General features: G+C 59.7%; 20 protein-coding genes, 1 tRNA gene and 1 pseudogene. 9 read left to right on the plus strand and 13 right to left on the minus strand.

The genetic code is table 11. From position 1 onward, the window contains the following. Positions 1–78: 78 nt before the first annotated feature. Both B2Y33_RS23230 and B2Y33_RS08715 read right to left on the minus strand, forming a co-directional pair. A pseudogene (locus B2Y33_RS23230) lies at positions 79–609 on the minus strand (MCP four helix bundle domain-containing protein); the annotation flags it as partial. A gap of 407 nt (positions 610–1,016) precedes the next feature. Continuing rightward, on the minus strand, positions 1,017–1,202 hold the full coding sequence (locus tag B2Y33_RS08715) for a hypothetical protein (protein WP_027916148.1): 186 nt from the start codon (positions 1,200–1,202) through the stop codon (positions 1,017–1,019). A 211-nt stretch (positions 1,203–1,413) separates the two neighbouring features. Here B2Y33_RS08715 and B2Y33_RS08720 point away from each other — a divergent pair, with 211 nt between their 5' ends. Next, complete coding sequence (locus B2Y33_RS08720) at positions 1,414–1,767, plus strand: SH3 domain-containing protein (protein WP_206405395.1); 354 nt, start codon at positions 1,414–1,416, stop codon at positions 1,765–1,767. 657 nt (positions 1,768–2,424) lie between these two features. On the opposite strand, the gene B2Y33_RS08725 is transcribed toward B2Y33_RS08720, so the two are convergent. The 3 genes from B2Y33_RS08725 to B2Y33_RS08735 all read right to left on the minus strand — a co-directional run bounded on the left by B2Y33_RS08725 (position 2,425) and on the right by B2Y33_RS08735 (position 6,241). Then, on the minus strand, positions 2,425–3,846 hold the full coding sequence (locus tag B2Y33_RS08725) for a GGDEF domain-containing protein (RefSeq protein ID WP_027916146.1): 1,422 nt from the start codon (positions 3,844–3,846) through the stop codon (positions 2,425–2,427). Between the two features lie 119 nt (positions 3,847–3,965). Beyond that, positions 3,966–5,795, minus strand: a complete 1,830-nt coding sequence (locus tag B2Y33_RS08730) for an SLC13 family permease (protein ID WP_206405394.1) — start codon at positions 5,793–5,795, stop codon at positions 3,966–3,968. A 158-nt stretch (positions 5,796–5,953) separates the two neighbouring features. Further along, on the minus strand, positions 5,954–6,241 hold the full coding sequence (locus B2Y33_RS08735) for an RcnB family protein (protein ID WP_027916144.1): 288 nt from the start codon (positions 6,239–6,241) through the stop codon (positions 5,954–5,956). Between the two features lie 117 nt (positions 6,242–6,358). On the opposite strand from B2Y33_RS08735, the gene B2Y33_RS08740 reads away from it, so the two are divergent. Together B2Y33_RS08740 and B2Y33_RS08745 are read left to right on the plus strand one after the other, a co-directional pair. Next, positions 6,359–6,709 carry a hypothetical protein gene (locus B2Y33_RS08740; RefSeq protein WP_023535507.1) on the plus strand — a complete coding sequence of 117 codons (351 nt, stop codon included), beginning with the start codon at positions 6,359–6,361 and terminating at the stop codon, positions 6,707–6,709. A 104-nt stretch (positions 6,710–6,813) separates the two neighbouring features. Further along, positions 6,814–7,635, plus strand: a complete 822-nt coding sequence (locus B2Y33_RS08745; protein ID WP_027916143.1) for a class I SAM-dependent methyltransferase — start codon at positions 6,814–6,816, stop codon at positions 7,633–7,635. Here B2Y33_RS08745 and B2Y33_RS08750 read toward each other — a convergent pair whose 3' ends face one another. The 4 genes from B2Y33_RS08750 to B2Y33_RS08765 form a co-directional block, all read right to left on the minus strand. After that, positions 7,636–8,403, minus strand: a complete 768-nt coding sequence (locus B2Y33_RS08750; RefSeq protein ID WP_059183849.1) for an SDR family oxidoreductase — start codon at positions 8,401–8,403, stop codon at positions 7,636–7,638. Positions 8,404–8,440: 37 nt separating this feature from the next. After that, entirely contained in the window at positions 8,441–9,508 is a 1,068-nt protein-coding gene (locus tag B2Y33_RS08755; RefSeq protein WP_028686509.1) for a phosphotransferase family protein, read from the minus strand. A gap of 199 nt (positions 9,509–9,707) precedes the next feature. Further along, positions 9,708–10,025, minus strand: a complete 318-nt coding sequence (locus B2Y33_RS08760) for an SCP2 sterol-binding domain-containing protein (protein ID WP_027916140.1) — start codon at positions 10,023–10,025, stop codon at positions 9,708–9,710. A 56-nt stretch (positions 10,026–10,081) separates the two neighbouring features. Then, positions 10,082–10,792, minus strand: coding sequence for a histidine phosphatase family protein (locus B2Y33_RS08765; protein ID WP_111475612.1), 711 nt, complete (start codon positions 10,790–10,792; stop codon positions 10,082–10,084). 196 nt (positions 10,793–10,988) lie between these two features. Here B2Y33_RS08765 and sohB point away from each other — a divergent pair, with 196 nt between their 5' ends. The 3 genes from sohB (at position 10,989) to B2Y33_RS08780 (ending at position 12,908) form a co-directional block, all read left to right on the plus strand. Further along, on the plus strand, positions 10,989–12,008 hold the full coding sequence (gene sohB / locus B2Y33_RS08770) for a protease SohB (protein WP_027916138.1): 1,020 nt from the start codon (positions 10,989–10,991) through the stop codon (positions 12,006–12,008). Positions 12,009–12,159: 151 nt separating this feature from the next. Continuing rightward, positions 12,160–12,233: transfer RNA gene (locus B2Y33_RS08775), tRNA-Cys, on the plus strand. Between the two features lie 474 nt (positions 12,234–12,707). After that, entirely contained in the window at positions 12,708–12,908 is a 201-nt protein-coding gene (locus B2Y33_RS08780) for a hypothetical protein (protein WP_027916137.1), read from the plus strand. A 42-nt stretch (positions 12,909–12,950) separates the two neighbouring features. On the opposite strand, the gene B2Y33_RS08785 is transcribed toward B2Y33_RS08780, so the two are convergent. Beyond that, a complete protein-coding gene (locus tag B2Y33_RS08785) occupies positions 12,951–13,838 on the minus strand; it encodes a LysR family transcriptional regulator (protein ID WP_027916136.1) in 888 nt (295 codons plus the stop codon). 81 nt (positions 13,839–13,919) lie between these two features. Further along, positions 13,920–15,302 carry a 2-oxoadipate dioxygenase/decarboxylase HglS gene (gene hglS / locus B2Y33_RS08790; RefSeq protein ID WP_206405393.1) on the minus strand — a complete coding sequence of 461 codons (1,383 nt, stop codon included), beginning with the start codon at positions 15,300–15,302 and terminating at the stop codon, positions 13,920–13,922. A 349-nt stretch (positions 15,303–15,651) separates the two neighbouring features. Between hglS and B2Y33_RS08795 the strand changes: the two genes are divergently transcribed. After that, positions 15,652–16,911 carry an MFS transporter gene (locus B2Y33_RS08795; protein ID WP_027916134.1) on the plus strand — a complete coding sequence of 420 codons (1,260 nt, stop codon included), beginning with the start codon at positions 15,652–15,654 and terminating at the stop codon, positions 16,909–16,911. A 228-nt stretch (positions 16,912–17,139) separates the two neighbouring features. Here the strand turns inward: B2Y33_RS08795 and trbK are convergent, their stop codons facing one another. Both trbK and B2Y33_RS08805 read right to left on the minus strand, forming a co-directional pair. Beyond that, on the minus strand, positions 17,140–17,385 hold the full coding sequence (gene trbK, locus B2Y33_RS08800) for an entry exclusion lipoprotein TrbK (protein WP_042139095.1): 246 nt from the start codon (positions 17,383–17,385) through the stop codon (positions 17,140–17,142). A gap of 123 nt (positions 17,386–17,508) precedes the next feature. Continuing rightward, the gene (locus B2Y33_RS08805; RefSeq protein ID WP_027916132.1) at positions 17,509–18,228 is read right to left on the minus strand and encodes an SOS response-associated peptidase family protein; all 720 of its coding nucleotides are present in this window, start codon (positions 18,226–18,228) and stop codon (positions 17,509–17,511) included. A gap of 103 nt (positions 18,229–18,331) precedes the next feature. On the opposite strand from B2Y33_RS08805, the gene B2Y33_RS08810 reads away from it, so the two are divergent. Next, positions 18,332–18,760 (plus strand): LexA family protein, encoded by a 429-nt coding sequence (locus tag B2Y33_RS08810; RefSeq protein ID WP_027916131.1) that lies wholly within the window; start codon positions 18,332–18,334, stop codon positions 18,758–18,760. Further along, positions 18,750–20,024, plus strand: coding sequence for a translesion error-prone DNA polymerase V subunit UmuC (gene umuC / locus B2Y33_RS08815; protein WP_028686450.1), 1,275 nt, complete (start codon positions 18,750–18,752; stop codon positions 20,022–20,024). Before B2Y33_RS08810 ends, umuC begins: the two co-directional genes overlap by 11 nt. Positions 20,025–20,050: the final 26 nt, after the last annotated feature.

A 20,050-nucleotide genomic window follows, 5' to 3' on the forward strand; every position in this document is an offset into this window, starting at 1 on the left:
CATCAGTACGATGATGCCCACGATAGTCGCCGTGATAATCGAGAAGGACTGATCATAGGCGTCCGTACTGATCTGGGAGGCGTTGGTTGCGCCGTTGGAATTGTACTGGGTCAGCTCGATCAGCGACTTCATCATTGCGTCGGCGTAGTTGGCCAGTTCACCGTTGACCAGGCGGGTCGCTTCTGCAATGTCGTTCCTGCGTACAGCGTCAAGAATTGCGTCCTGCAACCTATGGTAGGTCTCGCTTCTGGCCAGAAATGCGTCGTACAGGGCCCGGTCTCGTTCTTCTGTCGCTGTTGCCTTGTACGTTTTGATTTGTTCCTGGTAGTGCTTGGAGATGTCCGCGATCTTGTCCAGTGTCGCGGCCCTGGCGCTGGGGCTTTCTTCCAGAACGCTGCGCAAGGTCAGTGCTCGGGCGCGGCCCAGGTTCATGCTGACCTCGTCCAGCAGCATGATTGACGGTAACCATTCGGTGCGCACTTCGTCAGTGGCCTTGTCCATCGTGTGCATGCGGTACAACGATGCCAGCCCCAGGATCAGTACGAGGAGGGCGACCAGCGTAAAGATGACAGCCGCGCGTGTGCCAATTTTCAAGTTCCGAAAATACATGTGTAGCTCCTTGGTGTAGCAATGCTTGCTAGGCTAAGCAAGTCCAGCAGGGTGACCGTGGTAATAAGGCTGCAGCCCTCTCGTTGAAACAGCTATCGGCACCTTGAGCAATAAACTTTAAGAATAAACATAAGCAGTTTACGAACGGCGTAGTTCGCCGTTGGATCGCTCAATTGCCATGGTTTTCAGCACACCGCGAGCCTGTTCTTATGGTCATTGTGCAGGGTTATTTAGGTAACAATTTATTTCGTATTGATCTGGATCAAGAAAATGCTGATTGGATCGGCCGCAGGTCTTTGAATCGTTCGTCAACATAGGCCTGTTTGAAGGCGCGCGAGTATCGAATGTCAGCTGTGAGCCTTGGAAACAGGCAGCCTCGCCCCTCGTAAGGGCCGAGGCCGCTGGGGCTATTGCAGTGTGTCAGGCTTAAACGCCGCCGGCAGTTGTGCCAGCGTGGTTTCGATTCGCGCTATCGATACCGCCAATGCGCTGGCCTCATCGTACTTGCCTTCGCCTTTGAGCTTGTCTCGCTCGCGGCGCAGGTTCAACAGGGTTTTTTGAAGTCTCAACGCCGGCTCATTGTAGTCGTCCATAGAGTTCTCTTAACGATAGCGTCCTTGCTGTTGTAGGAAAGGCTGACCGTAACAGGTCAGTTCCACCTCATAAACTGATCTTTCATACAGCGAGAACGAAGTCTAAGGAAACCTCCTACATCGCGGGATACATATTCCTACAAAGAGGCTGCGAGGCAGCAACTTCTGCAGCTTCTGCTAGGCTCGAAGGTTTCCGGCCAAGGAGAGGCCTGTGCATTTCATCGTGATCGAGCGGCATCGCAGTGCCTACCGACGCCCTCTGCATTTCGCTCAAGGCACGCTGCTGGAAGTGGGGCCGCGTTTTGAGAGTGAGCCGGGCATGCAGGACTGGTACCTGTGCAGTTGCACGGGCCAGGAGCCAGGCTGGGTGCCGGAGCAGCTTATCGAGCGCCTGGACTTCAATCAGGGTAGGGCGTTGGATCACTATTGCGCCCACGAGCTGGATGTGGAACCAGGCCAGTTGGTTGAGCGGTTGCGCCTGCTCAACGGCTGGCTATGGTGTCGTCGTCATGGTGATGGGGAGCTGGGGTGGTTACCTGTCGGCAAGCTCCAGCAACTGATGTGAAGGTAAACGACCCCGCGCTACGGTGGACGGCTACGTGGGGCGCCCATTCCTGATCTGATCTGCTTTTTTTCTACAAACCTGAATCTGTAACCATATCAGTGAAGAACGGAAAATAACGTCATTCCGTATCACACTGTCGAGGTTTCAATGAGCAAGCTGGCGCTGTTCCTGGGTGGTTTCCTGCTGTTGACCATCATGATCGGGCTGCTGGGGACCATTCCTCCCAGTTGATGGCATGACCATTTCCCTTTTCAGCCCGCCGGGTTTCCAGTGCCCAGGCGGGCTTGTCGTTTGCGCCGCATTCCAGCGCTATCCCCAGTCAGTCTTCAGGCTCGGCGTTAGCACAGCCGCCGATCTGTCCGGCGCATCTGTTCAATGGTCGAAGTGGGATAAGTCGTTCTCCAGGCTGGGAAATCTGTCCACAGAAAAAGTGGGTAGGTCTGTGGATAACGTGCTGTAACCCAAGCCCCCGGCGGGCTCCGTTAAATTGAGCAGAAATTGAGCAACATTTCGTCTGGCTTTTGGACTGCCTAATCGAGCGGAGCCGTCACACATTCTCTTTGCCCAAACCGCCTTATCAACTGGCTTGATGGACCGGCGATGATCTCGAGTTGCCGGGTGAAGCTGCTTGACTTCAGTGAGCGCGCAGCAGAAGCCTCAGATGGCTCGACGCTGCGGCTCAGCTTGCTCCACGCGATTGCGTCCCTTCGCCTTGGCCAGGTAAAGCGCCTTGTCGGCGCTAGCCAGTAGTGTGGTCAGGTCTGGCGTCGGCATGCCTTCGTCGCAGCCTGCCAGACCGATACTGACGGTGATCTGCAAGCGCTGGCCGGCTTGCTCCACCTGAAGGTCCTGAACGGCACGGCGCAGGCGCTCGGCCGTAAATTGCGCCCTGTCCGGTGCAAGCCCTGGCACGATGATCACGAACTCCTCGCCACCCATGCGCGCGAATACTTCGCCGCTGTGCAACTGTTCCTGCAACGCATCGGCGAACTGGCGCAGCACCTGGTCGCCAACGGCGTGCCCGTGGGCATCGTTGATGGACTTGAAGTGATCGATATCCAGCATCATCAGCGTCAGTGGCAGGAATTGCTGATGCTGACGACTCTCCAGCAGCGCGTTTGCACGCCGAGTAAAAGCGCTGCGGCTCAAAGTGCCCGTAAGGTGGTCGGTGGTGGCCTGGTGCGCCAAACGCGCAAGCAGGCTGCGATTGGCCTGGGTCACGCAGGCCACTACCAGCGGCCCCAGTACCAGCATGGCGATGCCCAGGCGCGCCGACATCAGCGCCGTTACACCCGACTCGCTCTGCGGCACGCTGAAGTGCATGAGGCTCTGGGCAACGGCAACGATCAACGTGCTACCGGCTGTCAGCGTCAACAACGAAACCAGGAAGGGCGAGTACGTCCAAGCACACCACAAAAGGGCTGCGATCGGAAACGCGATGGCGCCGGGGCCGCCGAACGCGATGCTGAACGCCAGCGACACCAGCATGACCATCAGGGGCGCAAGGCGAATCCTTTGGCTCCCACCACGCAGCAAGGTACGCGCGGCCGGTGCGGTGAGCATCACCGGCAGCACCAGTACTGCGGTGGAAAACTGCTCGCTGAACCACGCCAGCCACGTGCTGCGCAGGGACTGTTCGAACCAGGGGGCAGCCATCACCGAGGCCAGGCTCGCAGCCACCGAGGCCCCGGCTGCACATGCGCCAAACACACTCAGCACCCCGTGGGGCGTGCGCATGCGCCGATGCAGGCGCGGCAAGCGCGATAGCAATTGCCAAACGGTGACCACGACGCCCATGTTGCACAGGTTGAACCACAGCGCCGGCCCCAGGGCACTCGCACAGAGCAGGTCCGCGCCAACCATGGCCAACCACATCAACACGAAGCCAGCCACAGTTGCCTGGCGTGGATAGCGCAGCAACACGCCTGCCAGTACGGCATTGACTGGCCAGAACAAGGACAGGGATTCGATCGGGCGAGCCAGAATGCCGCCAATGGTAAGCGCGAAGGTCAGGCTGAACAGTGCGGCGTAGGGCAACAAGCGCGATTGGGCTGGAAAAACCATGGGCTCGACCGGCAAGCGGAAACGATATCCAGGACGACCGCTGAACGCACCTGGGGCAATTGCGCATCAGTGTGTTGTTCCGGCTAGTTGATGTCAATCTGCCCCGCTCGAAGCTTTTGCGTATGCCGCCTACTTCACAGCCCGAAGAACCACGGCACCATGACCACCGTGACCCCCATCACCAATAGCGTGAACGGCACCCCTATCTTCACGAAGTCCGCAAATCGGTATTGTCCAGGGCCAAGCACCAGCGTGTTCACCGGCGAAGACACCGGCGTCATGAAGGCCGCCGAGGCCGCCAGCGCCACTGTCATCGCAAAGGGGTAGGGCGACATGCCCAGCTGCGTTGCGGTCGAGATGGCAACCGGTGCCATCAGCACTGCGGTTGCAGTGTTGGAGATAAACAGCCCGATCACTGCCGTGACCGTGAACAGGCAGGCCAGCATGGCGCTGGGCCCGGCGTCGCCCAGCACATTCACCAGCGCCCCGACGGCCAAGTCTATGCCACCGGTTTTCTGCAAGGCTTGGGCAAATGGCAACATGCCTACGATCAGTATCAGGCTTTGCCAATGGATCGAACGGTAGGCGCTGTTCATGTCGATACAACGGCCTGCGCCCATCAACAGGCAACCAATGAACGCTGCCATGACATTGGGCACCGCGCCGCTGACCATCAGGCCAACCATCACCGCGAGGCTCAACAACGCCTGGGGCGCGCGCCGGCGAGCAGGTGCCACCAGGTCGATCTCGGCCGGCAAGCTCAACACCAGAAAATCGCGCGGTTTGCCTTGTAGCTGGCGTACCGCCTTCCACGGCCCGACCACCAGCAGGGTGTCGCCCAGGCGCAGCTTTTCTTCGACCAACTGGTCTTGCACGGCCGCCTGCTCCCGGCGCAAGCCCACCACGTTGAGGTCGTAGCGTGAGCGAAAGCCCAGCTCGAGGATGCTCTTGCCGATCAGTTGCGAGCCCGGTGGCAGGGACACCTCGGCCATGCCTACCTCCTGCGATTGGTCGATGAAGTAGGCGGCCTTGAAGTGCAAGGGTTCCAGTTGCATGGTCTGGCACAGGCTGCGCAAATCGTCGCGGCTGGCAAACAGATCCAGCAGCAGTACATCACCCTGGTGCAGCACGGTATTGGAATCAGGCGAAATGACGCGTGTGGTGAACTTGTGTTGACGTTCGATGCCGATGACATTGGCCCCGTGGCGGGTACGCAGCTCCAGCTCGCCCAGGGTATGGCCGATCAGCGGTGATTGGGGGCGAATGCGCAAGCGACGCTCACGACCATTGAGTTTGTAGTCCAGAACCAGGTCCAGCAGGGTCCGCCGGGTTTCGACACGTCCATCCTTGCGCACCTCGCCATTGAGCCAGTGTCGGGTCAGAAGCATGTAGCCCACACCCAGCACCAGTACCACCAAGCCAAAGGGCGTGAAGCTGAAGAACGAGAAGCCTTGCTCACCATGGCGTACCAGTTCGCTGTGCACCACCACGTTGGGCGGGGTCGCCACCAGGCTGAGCATGCCACTGATCAGGCCGGCAAAACTCAGCGGCATCATCAGGCGGCTGGGCGAGAGTTTCAAACGCGCGGCAATACTCAACACGACCGGTATGAAGATGGCCACTACTCCCGTGGAGCTCATGACCGAGCCCAGGCCGGCCACCGCGACCATCAGCAGTACCAACAGTCGGGCCTCGCTGTTGCCCGCCCGTTCGCTCATCCACTCACCGATGCGATAGGCGATACCAGTGCGCACCAGCCCTTCACCGATGACGAACAGCGCAGCGATCAGCACGACGTTCGGGTCGCTGAAACCTGCGAGCGCCTGTTCGATCGTCAGCACGCCCGACAATGGCAATGCCACGATCACCAGCAGCGCCACGACATCCATGCGTGGACGGTTGATGATGAACAGCACGACGACAATGGCAAGCAGGGCCAGCACCCATGTCAGCTCTAGATTCATCGGGAAAGGTGTTCCTTCACACAGGGCACATGAACGATAGCCGGTAGTGTGCCACCTGAGCGTGAACGAGGTGTTGATGTATTGCAGTGTTTATCGGGGAGGAACGACGCGGGTGCTCGGGCGGGTGTCAGGTACCTGGCACCCGCCCGAGCAATGGATCATTTGGTGCGGATGGCCAGGACCACGCCATTGGTCGTTTGTACGAGGACGTAACGATCGCCCATGCTCACCCAATGGCTTTCCTTCTCCGGTGCCGGCAGGCCTTTGGCTTTCCAGTCCTTGATGGCCTCATTGTCGCGCTTGTATTGATCCGGGGCTTTGTCGCCTTCTTTCAGTTCACGGTTGTGGGTGGCCGAATTCTGCACGCTATCGTCGGTAGACGTCGCTGCAGTGGCGACCATGGGCAGGCAGGGCAGGGCAGCGAGGAGCAGGTAGTGCAGTTTCATGGCGGTTTCCTTGTTGCGTGGTGTTTGTGCTAAGACAGCGAAAGTCGCGCCACAATTCACTCTCGTGCATGCCAGTGCTAGAGTCGCCTCCTTCTTAAATGATTTCGAGGATGGACCATGCGTGTGATTCTGCCCGTGGCCGCAGCCGTGCTGCTGGTCGGTTGTGCTTCTGCGACCATGGATGCGGCCCGTAGCGGCCAACCCACTACGCACATGAATTCGCGCAAGGCGCCTGAACGCGTTGCCCAGTGCATCCAGTACGGGTGGCAGGAAGAGCGTGTGTTCGGCCAGGACGCCAGCGGCTACCTGGAGCCGCGCAAGCAAGGTGGCTTTACCGTCTATACCCGCGAGGCCGAAACGTTCGTCGATGTCTACCCGCAGGACGGCGGTGCGCGTGTCGATTACTACACCCAGAACGACAACGGCGTCTCGTTGCAGCGCCGGGCGGCGGCTGCAACCTGTCTTTGACGGGCAAGGGGCGAGCCAGGGCTTTACACTTTTTAGCATCCGAACGCTGTCAGGTGTGTGGCATCGGCCGCTAGCATGCCCCATTACCCATCAAGGATGTCGCCGTGAACCCTTCATCACAGCTGAACCAAGCCAATTGGGACGAGCGCGCACCGCTGCACGCAGCCTCGCAGGACTACCAGTTCGATCAGTACGTCCAACGCCCTGCGCACCTTTCACAGACTGTTCAGTTCGACCTGCCGATGCTGGGCAATATCGAGGGGCAAAGGGCGGTGCACCTGCAATGTCACATCGGCACCGACACGCTTTCGCTTGCCCGGCTGGGCGCCGATGTGTGCGGCCTGGACTTCTCCCCGGCCTCCCTGGCGCAGGCCCGGCGCCTGGCAACCCTGTGCGCTACGCCCATCGACTACCATCAGGCCGATGTGTACGCCGCAGCCCAGGTGTTACCGGCAGGCACGTTCGATCTGGTCTATACCGGCATCGGCGCCCTGTGTTGGCTGCCGCGCATTGCGCCGTGGGCACACACCGTGGCAGCCCTGCTCAAACCCGGTGGCCGGCTTTTCTTGCGCGAGGGGCACCCCATGCTGTGGGCGGTCAATGAAGGCCATCAGGACCGCCTGCAGCTCGACTATCCGTATTTCGAATGCGAGCAGCCAACCGTATGGCAGAGCGACGAGACCTATGTGGCCACCTCGCAGCGATTGGCCAACACCCAGACCCACGAGTGGAACCACGGGTTGGGCGAGCTGATCACCGCGTTGATGGCCAACGGGTTGCAGCTGACAGCGCTGGTAGAACACCAAAGCGTGCCGTGGGAGGCACTGCCGGGGCAAATGGACAAGGGCCCGGACGGGGAGTGGCGGTTGCGCGAGCAACCCGCTCGCCTGCCGCTGAGTTATACCCTGACAGCCGTCAAAACCTGATCAGGACAGGTAGCCACCGTCGACGTTGAGCGCCGCCCCGGTTGTATAACTGGAGGCGTCGCTTGCCAGGTACAGCACAGCCCCGGCCATTTCCTTGGGGTCTGCCACGCGCTTGAGCGGGATCTGCTGTAGCGCGGTATTGAGGATAGCCTCGTTCTTGACCAATGCCGATGCAAACTTGGTGTCGGTCAGGCCCGGCAACAAGGCGTTGCAGCGAATCCCGAACTGCGCACACTCCTTGGCAAACACCTTGGTCATGTTGATCACTGCAGCCTTGGTCACCGAGTAGATGCCCTGGAACAGGCCAGGCGATACGCCATTGATCGACGCCACGTTGATGATGCTGCCGGCGCCATGTTCGCGCATCAGCTTGCCTGCTTCCACCGACATGAAGAAATAGCCGCGAATGTTCACATCCACGGTTTTCTGGAACGCCGCTGGATCTGTGTCCAGCACATTGCAAAACTGTGGGTTGGTCGCGGCATTGTTCACCAGGATGTCCAGCCGCCCGAACTGCTCGCGTATGCCGGCGAATACCTGCTGGATCTGCTCCAGCTCGCCGATGTGGCACGCCACTGCCGTGGCCTTGCCGCCGCCCGCGATGATGGCATCGGCCACGTGTTGGCAGCCCTCGAGTTTGCGACTGGAGACGATCACATGTGCGCCTTGCTGCGCCAGCACGTGTGCAATCGCCTCGCCAATGCCTCGGCTGGCCCCGGAAACGAAGGCGATCTTGCCCTGAAGGTCGAACAGGTGGGTCTGCGGCATGCTGCTGGTCCCTTGTGGTCGTAAGGTGCGTTGGTGATCAGAGGCTCGACTTGGCAATGACCTGCAAGGTCATCTGCTCCAGCAGCCGGTTCATGTGAATGAACTGGGCGAAGCGCTTGTCCTGGGTCTGGCCGTGAAAATAACGGAAGTAGATCTGCTGGACGATGCCGGCCAGACGGAACAGGCCGTAACAGTAGTAGAAATCGAAGTTGTCCAGGTCGATGCCTGCACGCTCGGCGTAATAGTCCACGAACTGGCGCCGGGTAAGCATGCCCGCAGCGTTGCTCGGCTGGCGGCGCATCAGTTGTACTGGCGCCGGGTCGTCTGCCTGAATCCAGTACGCCAGGCTGTTGCCCAGGTCCATCAAAGGATCGCCCAGCGTGGCCATTTCCCAGTCCAGTACGCCAATGATGCACATCGGGTTGTCGGCATCCAGGATGACATTGTCGAACCGATAGTCGTTATGCACGATGGCAGGTGTGGCGTGGTCGGCAGGCATCTTCTCACGCAACCAGGTCTTGACCTGCTCCCAGCGCGGGGCGTCGGGGGTCATGGCCTTGTCGTAACGGCTGGCCCATCCTTCTATCTGGCGCTGCACGTAACCGTCGGGCTTACCCAGGTCGCTCAAGCCGCAGGCGTTGTAGTCCACACGGTGCAAGTCCACCAAGCGGTCGATGAAGCTTTTGCACAAGGCCGTTGTGCGTGCAGCGTCAAGGTTCAGTGCCGCGGGAATGTCCGAGCGCAGGATGATCCCTTTGACGCGCTCCATGACGTAGAACTCACTGCCGATCAGGCGGGTATCGGTGCAGTACGCATAAGCCTTGGGGCAGTAGGGGAACCCATTGTTGAGCTGGTTGAGAATGCGAAACTCACGGCCCATGTCGTGCGCCGACTTGGCTTTCTGCCCGAACGGCGGTCGGCGCAAGACCAATTCTCGATCGGCGTATTTGACCAGGTAAGTGAGGTTGGACGCGCCACCCGGGAACTGGCTGACGGCGGGCGCGCCGGCCAGGCCGTCAATGTGCGCCTTGAGATAGCCGTCGATGGCTGCCAGGTCAAGCTCTTCGCCGGAACGTACTTGCGTAGACTCGTCGGTGAGCGTCATGGGTTTTCCTTATTCTCGATCACGCGGACTATTTTGCAATCTAATGCTTGCGCTTGGTTGGGACAAGCGTCCCAGGTCGCCATTGGCCGGGGTGTTGCTGGTCGATCAATGCCCTTGATGCTTGCCGTGCCGACAAACGCCGGACCAAAAAAAACCGAAGCCTTGTGGGCTTCGGTTCAGGGTCATCCAGGGATGCTGCTCAGGACGGGAACAGTTCGCTGAGCTTCATCGACAGCATCATGTCGCCTTCCACGCGCAGCTTGCCACCCATGAAGGCCTGCATGCCGTCGGTTTCGCCGCTGACGATGCCCTTGAGCGTTTCGCTGTCCATCACCAACGTGCAGTTGGCGTCCGGGTTCTCGCCTTCCTGCAGTTGGCAGGTGCCGTCCTTGACGATCAGGGCGTAGTGCTTGTCTTCATCGGTAATGTTGAAGCCGAATACCAGGTCCAGGCCTTGGGCAGCGGATGGGTTGAATTTCTCTTGCATCTTTTTGACGGCATCAGCTACGGAGGTCATGGCGCATTCCTTATAGAGTGATTTTCACGTCCCCGCAGGGACACAACAGGCCGGGCTCACCGATAGGTGATGAGCGCCGGCGTCCTCAACAGTTGCACATGGGCTTGACTGTTGAAAGAAGCCAATGCCACGTCGCGGCCTTTGAACTTCAATTGGCTCAGCGACGTGTTGATTATTTGCCAGTTCAAGGCAAATGCCTGGTCCGGGGTAATGCCTGAAACCAGGTGCAGCAAGGCGGCAATGGTGCCACCGGAGGTGAAAATGGCAATGTTGTCGCCATTGCCTGCATTGTCGAGCACGCGGTTCAGCCCTTCGCGCACGCGGGCAGTGAACGCTTCCCAGGTTTCCAGTTCGTCGCTGCCATGGGTGCCTGCGTGCCAGCGCTGCACCATGAGTGCGAACAGGCGCTGAAATTCGCTGCGGTGATGCGTGACGTTGCTCAGGATTTCTGGCGCGTTGGGCTCGTCTATCGACAAGCCAGGCAACAGCGCGCGAATCACCCCATCGGCGTCGAACTCATTGAATGCAGCGTCGGTCTCAACAGCCGGCACGGCGTTGCCACCGGCCTGCATCGCTTGAAGGGCCAGGCGGGCAGTGTCTTGCTGGCGGCGCAGATCGCCCGCCACACACCGCTCCAGCCGTATCCCTAGCTGGGCAAGGTGCTCACCTAGCGCCTGGCTCTGGCGCACGCCAACGGGTGACAGCACGTCGTAGTCCTGTGCGCCGAAGGAGGCTTGGCCATGTCGAATCAGGTAGAGGTTGCCCACGAACGCTTCCGCTGTTGAAGGTTGCTGCCGAGGTTAGGGTGCGGTGCACAGCGCTGTCAACGAAAAAACATACAAGCGTTTGAAAAGGTCGTTTGAAAGGTGTTGCCAGCGTTTACATCCCCTGGCAGCGCCTGGGGTGCACCGGTATGCTTGTACCATTCACGCGCCTTCTGGCGCAGCTATCGAAGGAGTCACCGTGGAGTTTCTTGCCGAGTACGCAAGCTTTCTCGCCAAAACCGCCACCCTGGTCATCGCTGTTCTCATCGTGCTGTCGGCCATTGCCGGCTTGCGCGGTAAAGGGCGGCGCAAACCGGGTGGGCAATTGCAGGTTACCCGCTTGAATGCGTTCTACAAGGACCTGCGCGAGCGGCTGGAATCAGGCCTGTTCGACAAGGCTCAGCTCAAGGCGTTACGCAAGCAGCAGGCCAAGGCCGAGAAGAAAACCCGCAAGGTCAAGGCGGACGAAAAAGCCAGGGTCTTCGTGCTCGATTTCGATGGCGACATCAAGGCATCTGCAACCGAAAGCCTGCGCAACGAAATCACCGCACTGCTCACCCTCGCCACCCCTCAAGACGAGGTGGTACTGCGTCTGGAAAGCGGGGGCGGGCTGGTGCACAGCTATGGCCTGGCTGCCTCCCAGCTGGCCCGCATTCGCCAGGCCGGCATCCCCTTGACGGTATGCATCGACAAGGTGGCTGCAAGCGGCGGCTACATGATGGCCTGTATCGGCGAGAAGATCATCAGCGCACCCTTTGCGGTGCTCGGCTCCATCGGCGTCGTGGCACAGTTGCCCAACATCAATCGCCTGTTGAAGAAGCACGACATCGATGTCGAGATGCTGACTGCCGGTGAGTACAAGCGCACCCTTACCGTGCTGGGTGAAAACACCGAAAAGGGCAGGGAAAAGTTCCAGGAAGACCTGGATGTCACGCATCAACTGTTCAAGGACTTCGTCGCCCGCTACCGCCCCCAGCTGCACATCGATGAAGTGGCCACCGGTGAAGTGTGGCTGGGCATTGCAGCCCTGAACCGCAAGCTGGTGGACACGTTGCAGACCAGCGATGAATACCTCAGCGAACGCGCGCGCAGTGCCAACCTGTTCCACCTGCACTTCGCAGAGCGCAAGAGCCTGCAGGAGCGCATTGGCATGGCGGCCAGCGGCACCGTGGAGAATACGCTGGTAGGGTTATGGAGCAAACTTGGCCGTCTGCGCTAACACCTTGAACCTGCTGAAATTTTTTTTCGTTCAGGGGGTTGCACGGTTACGTGAATGTAGACATAATGGCGCCCATCGAAACGCAGCACGCTTTAAAGGCGCAGTGTTTCGGGGAGATAGCGAGGTGTAAGCCGCTAGATCCCGACTTTGAGGCCGAGTAGCAAAGTGGTTATGCTCCGGATTGCAAATCCGTCTACGCCGGTTCGATTCCGACCTCGGCCTCCACCATTCGAAAGCCCCGCAGCCCTTTGGGTTGCGGGGCTTTTTTAATGCCCGCGATTTTCTCCAGTGCTCAGCAGCCAAAGGGAGCTGGTCAATGCTGGCGCGGTTTGGATCAACTGCGCACTGGATCTTGGGCTTTTTCGCTTCAAGCGGTAGGATTTTCCCGAGGCGCACCCTTTGTTTCGAGTCATGAAAAGAAAAATCTCAAGGGCGCTGCGAAAGTGGGTTGTTTACCTTGTGCTTGCAGGGCTGGCAGGCAACTCCAGCCGAGTGTTCGACCACCTGTCCGCCTTGAAGCCTTGGCGCGTCGCCAAGGGCTTCGCGGCTTACCTTATGACGACCTTGTGATACTACGCTGGCGCAGTGTGTTTACCTTCCGAGCCAAGACACTGGCCAGCGGCGTTCACACCTGGTCGTTGGTCAACGGCTGGTGATGTAGCTAAGGTTCAATACTCAACCCGCTCAAGGAAAATGCGCATGTGGTGGATCGGCCCCGAAAAATCCAGGTTCAAGATTCAGCGCCGCGTATCGGCCGTGGTTCTGGTATTGGCCGTCTTGTTTCTTGCCACTCAAATCGAAGCGTACATTCATGGCGAGGCCTTGCTGACAGACGTGCTGGGCGGGCTGTTCCTGACCGCGCTGGGTGGCGGCATGTTTTACATGGCGGACAAGTGGTAGCTCCCGCTCATGCGGGTGCATGAGGCGCGGACGCAGGTCCGCTCAAGACGTCTGCTCGCACACCCAGTCCACGAAGTTGCGGATCTTCGGTGAATCGTGGCTCTGGGTCGCATAGGCCACGTAGTGAGCATCCGGGCTGGGTGCATAGTAGTGCAGCGGAATCAGCAAGGCGCCGCGCTGCAGTTCTTCTGTCACCATGAACCTGGGTACCAAGGCCACACCCAACCCTGCGATCGCTGCGCGAATGCACAGGTCGAAGGTGTCGAACTGCGGGCCTCTGTAGCTGTTTCTGGATGTCATCGCCTGAGCACCCAGCCAGTCATGCCACGCCTCGGGTCGCGAAACGCACTGCAAGAGCGTATGGCTGTGAATGTCATCGATAGCCTTCAGCGGCCGGTGCAGCAGCAGGGCAGGGGCGCACACGGGCACGACGTCTTCGCGAAACAGCTCGACGCATTGGGCGCCGGGCCAGGTGCCACGCCCATAGAAGAATGCAACGTCCGCCTTGGCCTGTAACAGGTCGAACGGCTCCAGTTCATTGCGCACGCTTAGCCGCACGTGCGGATACGCTGCGCTGAATGCCGGCAGCCGAGGAATCAGCCAGCGCGAGCCGAATGTCGGTTGGGTCGCGATTCTCAAGGTTTCTGCCTGGCCATCGAACGTCAGGATGAAGCGCGTCGAGATGTCCGTTTGGCTCAGGATCTTGCCAACTTCGCTCAGGTACAGCTCGCCCACGGCGGTCAGTTGCAAGCCGCCACGCAACCGATTGAACAGCCGACGCTGCAACATTTGCTCAAGTTGAGCGACCTGCTTGCTGACGGCGCTTTGCGTCAGGTTCAGTTCACGGGCAGCGAGGGTGAAGCTGGCATGACGGGCAGTGGACTCAAAGCACTGCAGCGACATCATGGACGGAAGCAATTTCTTGTGCATGGCTTGCAGGCATCACCTAAGACTATGGCCAGGCAGGCCGGACGAGCCGCCTGGGCCAAGGCGGCTGGGCGGTCGGCCAATCTATGCGCTGGTTGCCTGGATTTCAAGCGCGCGCAGGCAGGACGCGATGGATTGCGCCTGGGCCTGGGCGTACAGGGTCGTCTCGTCGATCACGCGAGCGCCCAACGCTGCCTCCAACTCCTGCTGGTTGCCTTGCGTCATGGCGTCGGCCTTGGTGCTGTCGCCGAGGTTGGACTGAAAGATCCCGGCAGCGCTCACAGGCAGGAAGTCCTCATACACCAGTGGCTCGAAACCGACCGCGCCTTGTTCGATCAGCGTTTCGAGATCCGTCCCATGCGCTTTGGCCGCATCCCTCACGAAATAATTGAAGTAAGCGAGCTTGTGCGTGCGCAGCGAGGCGTAGTCGTCAGGAAACGCGCTGAATGCCGTTTTGAGTAGGTGCGCATACTGCTCGGCATTGTCCGCCGATGGTGCTGCGCCCAGCGCTTGCCTGGCCTGGCTCAACAGCCGGTCATACAGTGCTTTGCCCGCAGGTGTCAGCGCCGCGCCGCGCTGCTCGATTTCTCCGAAACGAGCCGTGTGATGCCCCGGTGCCCCATCACCACCAGCAAAGGTCACCGCTTCCTGCAGGGCCTTGAAGCTTGTCTGGCGCAACAGGATTGGGCACTGGCGCGGCGGTGGCCCTTCGATGACTGCCTTGGGGGTCATGCCGCGCGAACGCATCTGGGCCTGAGCGCGGTCGATGTCGAGAGTGCGGGGCGTGAGGTGGTTGATGTGCGGCCCACGAAACGCCACCACGTCAGCGATCAGGCGATGCTGGTCATGCAGGGCGCGGTATTGCTGGGCACTGACCGTCGCGCTCTGGTGCCAGCGAAAGGTTTCCAGCGCCTCCTGGACGAACGCTTGAGCGTCCGTATCGGTAAGTCCGCCGTCACATTCGTGGCGGTCGATGAGCGCCATTACGCCAGGGGTGAAAATGGTCCGCTCGCTCAGCAACTGGCAGGCCTGTTCACGCAGTTGTGGGTCTTCGATCAATTCGAGCCGCAACAGCGAGGTGAACACCCTGAACGGATTGGCGCGCAGCGACGCTGCCTCGATAGGTCGGAATGCGGTGGCATGTACTGGCACGGCGGCGATGCTCAGGTCGTAGTAGCCAACTGGCGACATGCCCATGACTGCAAACAGTCGGCGCAAGCCTTGCAGCTCCTCGGCCGTTCCAACACGGATCGCGCCATGGCGTTCCACGCTCAGGCGCTGCTCGTCACCGCTGCTACGCAGTCGTTCTGCCAATGCAGGCTGAGCGGCCAGGGTCTGGGCATTGACTTCGGCGACCAAGTCCAACAAATCGCCATAGAGCGGTACCTCCTGCTTGTACATCGCTGACAGGGCGGTACTGAAAAGCGCACGGATTGCATCGGGGTGCATGAAACGGACCGGGTCCATGGTGAGCCTCCTGGAAAATTCGAGGCCTGCATTGATCACGGTGACGCGCCGGCCTGGCAAACGAATTAACCGAATCGCTGCCTGACTTTTTCGCATGCGTGGCGTCTGGTACGTGCACCGGCAGTGCCACGGCATGCTGAGTCGGCAGTCACAGCGGCTTGTACCTTGCAAATCAGGCCATTCCTACCGGGAATGCAGGCCCGATATTTTTTCGTTTGCGTGAACATAGCTTTTACCGCAGGTTGTGACGGCCTTTGACGGTGGGCTGTGCCCGCCGCCTGCGCTGTTACTGCAGCGCCGTGTAGTGCCGGAACAGGCACGTCGTAACCCGCCATAATAAGGATAAAACATGCACAACCCTAACCCCGCCGGGGTCATCGCCGCGTCCACCGAGCGGACCTGGATCACAGCCTTCGTGTTTTGCTTCCTGACGATGGTCATCGATGGCGCCGATGTCATGATCCTGGCCTATAGCCTGGCCACGCTCAAAACGGAATTCGGCCTGACTGGCCTGCAGGCAGGCATGCTCGGCAGCTGCACCCTGGCCGGCATGGCTGTTGGGGGCATTTACGGTGGCTGGGCAACCGACCGCCTTGGGCGGGTGCGCACCGTGGTGCTCAGTGTGCTGCTGTTCAGCCTCGGTACGGGGCTATTGGGCTTTACCGAGAACTATGTACAGTTTGCGATCATCCGCTTTGTCTCGGCCCTAGGCCTTGGTTCGGTGTACGTTGCATGTAATACACTCATGGCCGAGTACGTACCTACCCGGTTCCGAAATACCGTCCTTGGCAGCCTGCAAGCGGGCTGGTCGGTCGGGTATATCGTTGCAACGCTGCTCGCTGCCTGGATACTGCCAAGCTACGGCTGGCGCACGTTGTTCTTCGTGGGCGTCACACCGGTGATTCTTGCCCTGCTGATGCACAAGATGGTGCCGGAACCTTCGACCTGGACCCGCTTGCAGAGTGCCGATCGTGCAGAGCGCAAGGCGCGTGAGCGTGTGGAGGGCGGCAAGTACAAACAGATCTTCGCCAACCCCAATGCCGCGAAGATGTTCGTTCTCTGGTCGCTGACTGCAGGCTTCTTGCAGTTTGGTAACTATGGCGTCAACAACTGGATGCCCAGCTACCTGGAGACCGAGTTGGGCATGGCGTTCAAGCAGATGACCACGTTCCTGGTCGGCACCTACACCGCTTCGATCCTTGGCAAGGTCATCGCCGGCATGGCGGCGGACAAGTTCGGGCGGCGCAAAGTGTTTGCCGCGGGTTGCCTGGGGACGGCGCTGTTCCTGCCGATCATCGTGCTGTTCAACCAGCCGGAAAACATTCTGTGGCTGTTGATCGTCTTCGGCTTCCTCTATGGCGTGCCTTACAGCGTCAACGCCACGTACATGACGGAAAGCTTCGAGGCCAAGTTCCGTGGCTCTGCGGTTGGCGGTGCCTACAATATCGGGCGTATCGGTGCTGCGGTGTCACCGGCTGCCATTGGCTTCTTCGCCAGCCAGGGCTCGATCGGTGTCGGTTTCCTGATCGTTGGCGCTGCTTATTTCCTTTGCGGCATGATCCCGCTGCTGTGCATCCGTGAGAAACAATTCGATCCGGCTCGTGAATGATCGGTGGTGGCCGATAAGGCGGGGGCGCGTGCTCGGTAAACCTTGGCTCACCTTTCCAAGAAATGACCCAGTGCAGTCACCGCTTCTGCTAAAGGCGTGCTCGTACGCGAAGGACTGAGCGCCCTGAGTCTGCTTGAAAACGCCGCCTGTAAAGGCGGTGTTCCTGCTCGGCAAGCTTGACGACCCTGCGGCTAGATCATCGGATTGGCAATCACCTCGGCCAGCCGCTCAGTACTTGCCCTTGGGGCTTTTCTCGAACTTCCATTCCGTCATTTTCTTCGCCGCCAGGAAACTTTCGCAGTTCGCGATGAACACATTGCGGTTTGCATCCTTTGACAAGCTGGCAAGGTTTTTTCCGTACAGTTGCGGGCCACAATTGTCTGCCGTTGGCTCGGGCACTTTCTCTTCGGTGCAGCCTGCCAGCGGGGTGATCAACCCAACAAGCGGGAGGAGGAGGGCGCGTTTTCTGTCCATGACGGAATCCTTCGTCGGTCTATTTCAAGGTGCGTCCAAGTTGTCTGCTAGCCAGCCTGCGGGTGCGCAGACTATCACGCCAGCTGAGTGTTTTGGCTGGCACATCCACGCATAACGCCCTTTTCAGAATTCGAGATCACCTTGCCTGCTCTGTTCGGCAATCGGCATTATCAGTTGCGCACCCTGGTTGCGAACATTGCCAACGGCCTTGTCGACCGGATACCAGCGGAAGTCAGTGGCCGGACGGCAGCCTGTCGCCACGATCGCCTCGGCGCGCTGCGTTGAAGTGGCGGGGTCCAGCCACTCCCTGGCAAGGTGCGGCGCCAACACCAGGGGCTTTCGGTCATGAATATCGATCAAGCCTTGATCAGCGGCGGCCGTGATGATCACGAAACCATCGTGCGCGTCTGGTTCAAGGTTCTGGTGAACTTCGGCAAGCGCGGCAAAGTAGAGCGGTGCACCGTCGGCGCTGGTGATGTAGTAGGGTTGTTTGCGCTTGGGATCTTGCGCATCTGGCAGCCATTCGAACCAGCCATTGGCAGGGGCGAGCGCTCTTGCATGTGGCCACAGACCCTTGAAAAACTTGCCAGTGGCTACGGTTTCGGCCCGGGCATTGATAGGGTCGAGTCGCTTGCCTTTGGCCCAGCGAGGCGACCATCCCCACTTCACTTTGTCTACGTGCAGACCTGCCTCAGCCTGGCGTATAACTTCGACGCGGGTAGAAGGCGCCACGTTATAGCGATCAACCGGTTCATGGTCGTAGCCGTTGATCACCACCAAGTCCAGCGCCAGCTGTCGCAAGTAGTGATCCATCGACTCGTAGATCGAGTAGCGTCCGCACATGTATTCACCTCTCGTCCGTCAGAAATTCACACGTTCAGGATTGACCCGTCCGCCGATGCCAGATTAACTGTATATGCATACAGTTTGCATTGGACTTTCTCTCATGACCATCACCTTCCTGGGCGCGCCACGTGGCAGCTCTGAACCACTTCCGATTTATTCGTATTACGTTCCGGCCGGTTTTCCGTCGCCTGCCGCGGATCATCTTGAGGGCTACATATCCCTCGATGAGTTATTCGACATCCGCGCACCGCATGTGTATCTGGTGAAAGTGGAGGGTGACAGCATGCAAGGCGCTGGCATCTATTCGGGCGATATCGTGGTGGTGGACCGGGGGCGCGAAGCCGAGCACGGGGATATCGTGATTGCGGCCATCAACAGTGAGCCCGTTTGCAAGCGCCTGCACCGACGTGACGGTGTGGTGATCTTGAAGTCCGAGAACCGAGCCTACCCCCCGCGCTATGTCATGGAGGGTGATGATCTGCTCATTTGGGGCGTGGTGCGCTATAGCGTCCGCGATCATGCGCAGTGAGCCAATATTTGCGCTGATCGACTGCAACGCGTTCTACGCCAGCTGTGAGCGCGTATTTCGGCCTGATCTGGCGAAGACGCCGATCGTGGTGCTGAGCAACAACGACGGTTGTGTCATTGCCCGGTCCTATGACGCCAAGCCATTCGTGAAAATGGGCGAGCCTTATTTTCAGGCGCGGGAAAAACTCCGTCGGCACGGTGTGGTGGCATTCAGTAGCAATTACGCGCTGTATGGCGACATGAGCGAGCGGGTGATGACGCTGATCGAAGCGATGGTGCCTGCCACCGAGGTCTACAGCATCGACGAATGTTTCGCTGAGCTCACGGGCATGACCCAGGACTTGACGTTGTTCGGGCACCGGCTGCGCTTGCGCATTGCCCAGTGCACCGGCATCCCTGTCGGTGTAGGTATCGCACGTACCAAGACCTTGGCCAAGCTGGCCAACCACACTGCCAAGCGACTGCAGAGCCACACTGGCGGCGTTGTGGACATCACCGACCCGGTAAAACGGGATTGGGTGCTACGCAATACTGCGGTCAAGGAGGTGTGGGGTATTGGGCGCAAGATGACGGCGCACCTGGAGGCCATGGGCATTCGAACGGCGATGGACTTGGCCCGCGCCGATGCCTGGACGTTACGGCAACGCTTCAACGTGGTGGTGGAAAAGACGGCCAGGGAACTGGCAGGCACGCCTTGCCTGGAGCTGGACGATGTCGAACCGCCCAAGCAGGAAATCTGCAGCAGCCGAATGTTCGGCACGCGCCTGAGCGAGTTGGCGCCGATCAAGCAGGCAGTGGCCACGTACGTCGGCCGTGCCGCCGAAAAGCTCAGGGCCCAGGGATCGGTGTGCAAGCGCATGCGGGTGAGCATCCGCACGGGCATGTTCAACCCGAACGAAGTGCACCATGCTCAAGGCGCATGGGTGGAGCTTCCCTATCCGACCTGCGACACGTTGCTGATGACCCAGCTGGCTACCGATGCCGTAGAGCGGATCTTCCGGCCGGGGCTTCGTTACAGCAAGGCGGAGGTGTTGCTGATGGACCTGCGTCAACCGGGTGATTTTTCGGGGGACTTGTTCGCCTCAAGGCAATCGGCGGCCTGCGATCGTCTCATGGAAGTACTGGACAGCATCAATGAGCGTTGGGGCAGGGGGACGGTCCGTGCAGCCAGCGTGCCAGCCGCGCCGGAATGGGGCATGAAACGGGAGATGATGAGCCAGTCCTACACCACCCGAATCGATCAACTATGGACCATCAGGGGTTGAGTGCGAAGCGGCTTGACGCTGACGAG

The sequence above is a fragment of the Pseudomonas sp. UBA5666 genome (genome assembly GCF_002420785.1).
Classification (GTDB): Bacteria; Pseudomonadota; Gammaproteobacteria; order Pseudomonadales; family Pseudomonadaceae; genus Aquipseudomonas; species Aquipseudomonas fulva.

What these genes read in the sequence shown, in the direction of transcription:
- B2Y33_RS08785 (WP_027916136.1), bottom strand. Translation starts at nt 13,838, where the DNA reads ATGCACAAGAAATTGCTTCCGTCCATGATGTCGCTGCAGTGCTTTGAG.
- umuC (WP_028686450.1), top strand. Translation starts at nt 18,750, where the DNA reads ATGCGCAGTGAGCCAATATTTGCGCTGATCGACTGCAACGCGTTCTAC.
- trbK (WP_042139095.1), bottom strand. Translation starts at nt 17,385, where the DNA reads ATGGACAGAAAACGCGCCCTCCTCCTCCCGCTTGTTGGGTTGATCACC.
- B2Y33_RS08755 (WP_028686509.1), bottom strand. Translation starts at nt 9,508, where the DNA reads ATGACGCTCACCGACGAGTCTACGCAAGTACGTTCCGGCGAAGAGCTT.
- B2Y33_RS08780 (WP_027916137.1), top strand. Translation starts at nt 12,708, where the DNA reads ATGTGGTGGATCGGCCCCGAAAAATCCAGGTTCAAGATTCAGCGCCGC.
- B2Y33_RS08750 (WP_059183849.1), bottom strand. Translation starts at nt 8,403, where the DNA reads ATGCCGCAGACCCACCTGTTCGACCTTCAGGGCAAGATCGCCTTCGTT.
- B2Y33_RS08760 (WP_027916140.1), bottom strand. Translation starts at nt 10,025, where the DNA reads ATGACCTCCGTAGCTGATGCCGTCAAAAAGATGCAAGAGAAATTCAAC.
- B2Y33_RS08715 (WP_027916148.1), bottom strand. Translation starts at nt 1,202, where the DNA reads ATGGACGACTACAATGAGCCGGCGTTGAGACTTCAAAAAACCCTGTTG.
- B2Y33_RS08730 (WP_206405394.1), bottom strand. Translation starts at nt 5,795, where the DNA reads ATGAATCTAGAGCTGACATGGGTGCTGGCCCTGCTTGCCATTGTCGTC.
- B2Y33_RS08810 (WP_027916131.1), top strand. Translation starts at nt 18,332, where the DNA reads ATGACCATCACCTTCCTGGGCGCGCCACGTGGCAGCTCTGAACCACTT.
- B2Y33_RS08795 (WP_027916134.1), top strand. Translation starts at nt 15,652, where the DNA reads ATGCACAACCCTAACCCCGCCGGGGTCATCGCCGCGTCCACCGAGCGG.
- B2Y33_RS08735 (WP_027916144.1), bottom strand. Translation starts at nt 6,241, where the DNA reads ATGAAACTGCACTACCTGCTCCTCGCTGCCCTGCCCTGCCTGCCCATG.
- B2Y33_RS08740 (WP_023535507.1), top strand. Translation starts at nt 6,359, where the DNA reads ATGCGTGTGATTCTGCCCGTGGCCGCAGCCGTGCTGCTGGTCGGTTGT.
- B2Y33_RS08805 (WP_027916132.1), bottom strand. Translation starts at nt 18,228, where the DNA reads ATGTGCGGACGCTACTCGATCTACGAGTCGATGGATCACTACTTGCGA.
- hglS (WP_206405393.1), bottom strand. Translation starts at nt 15,302, where the DNA reads ATGGACCCGGTCCGTTTCATGCACCCCGATGCAATCCGTGCGCTTTTC.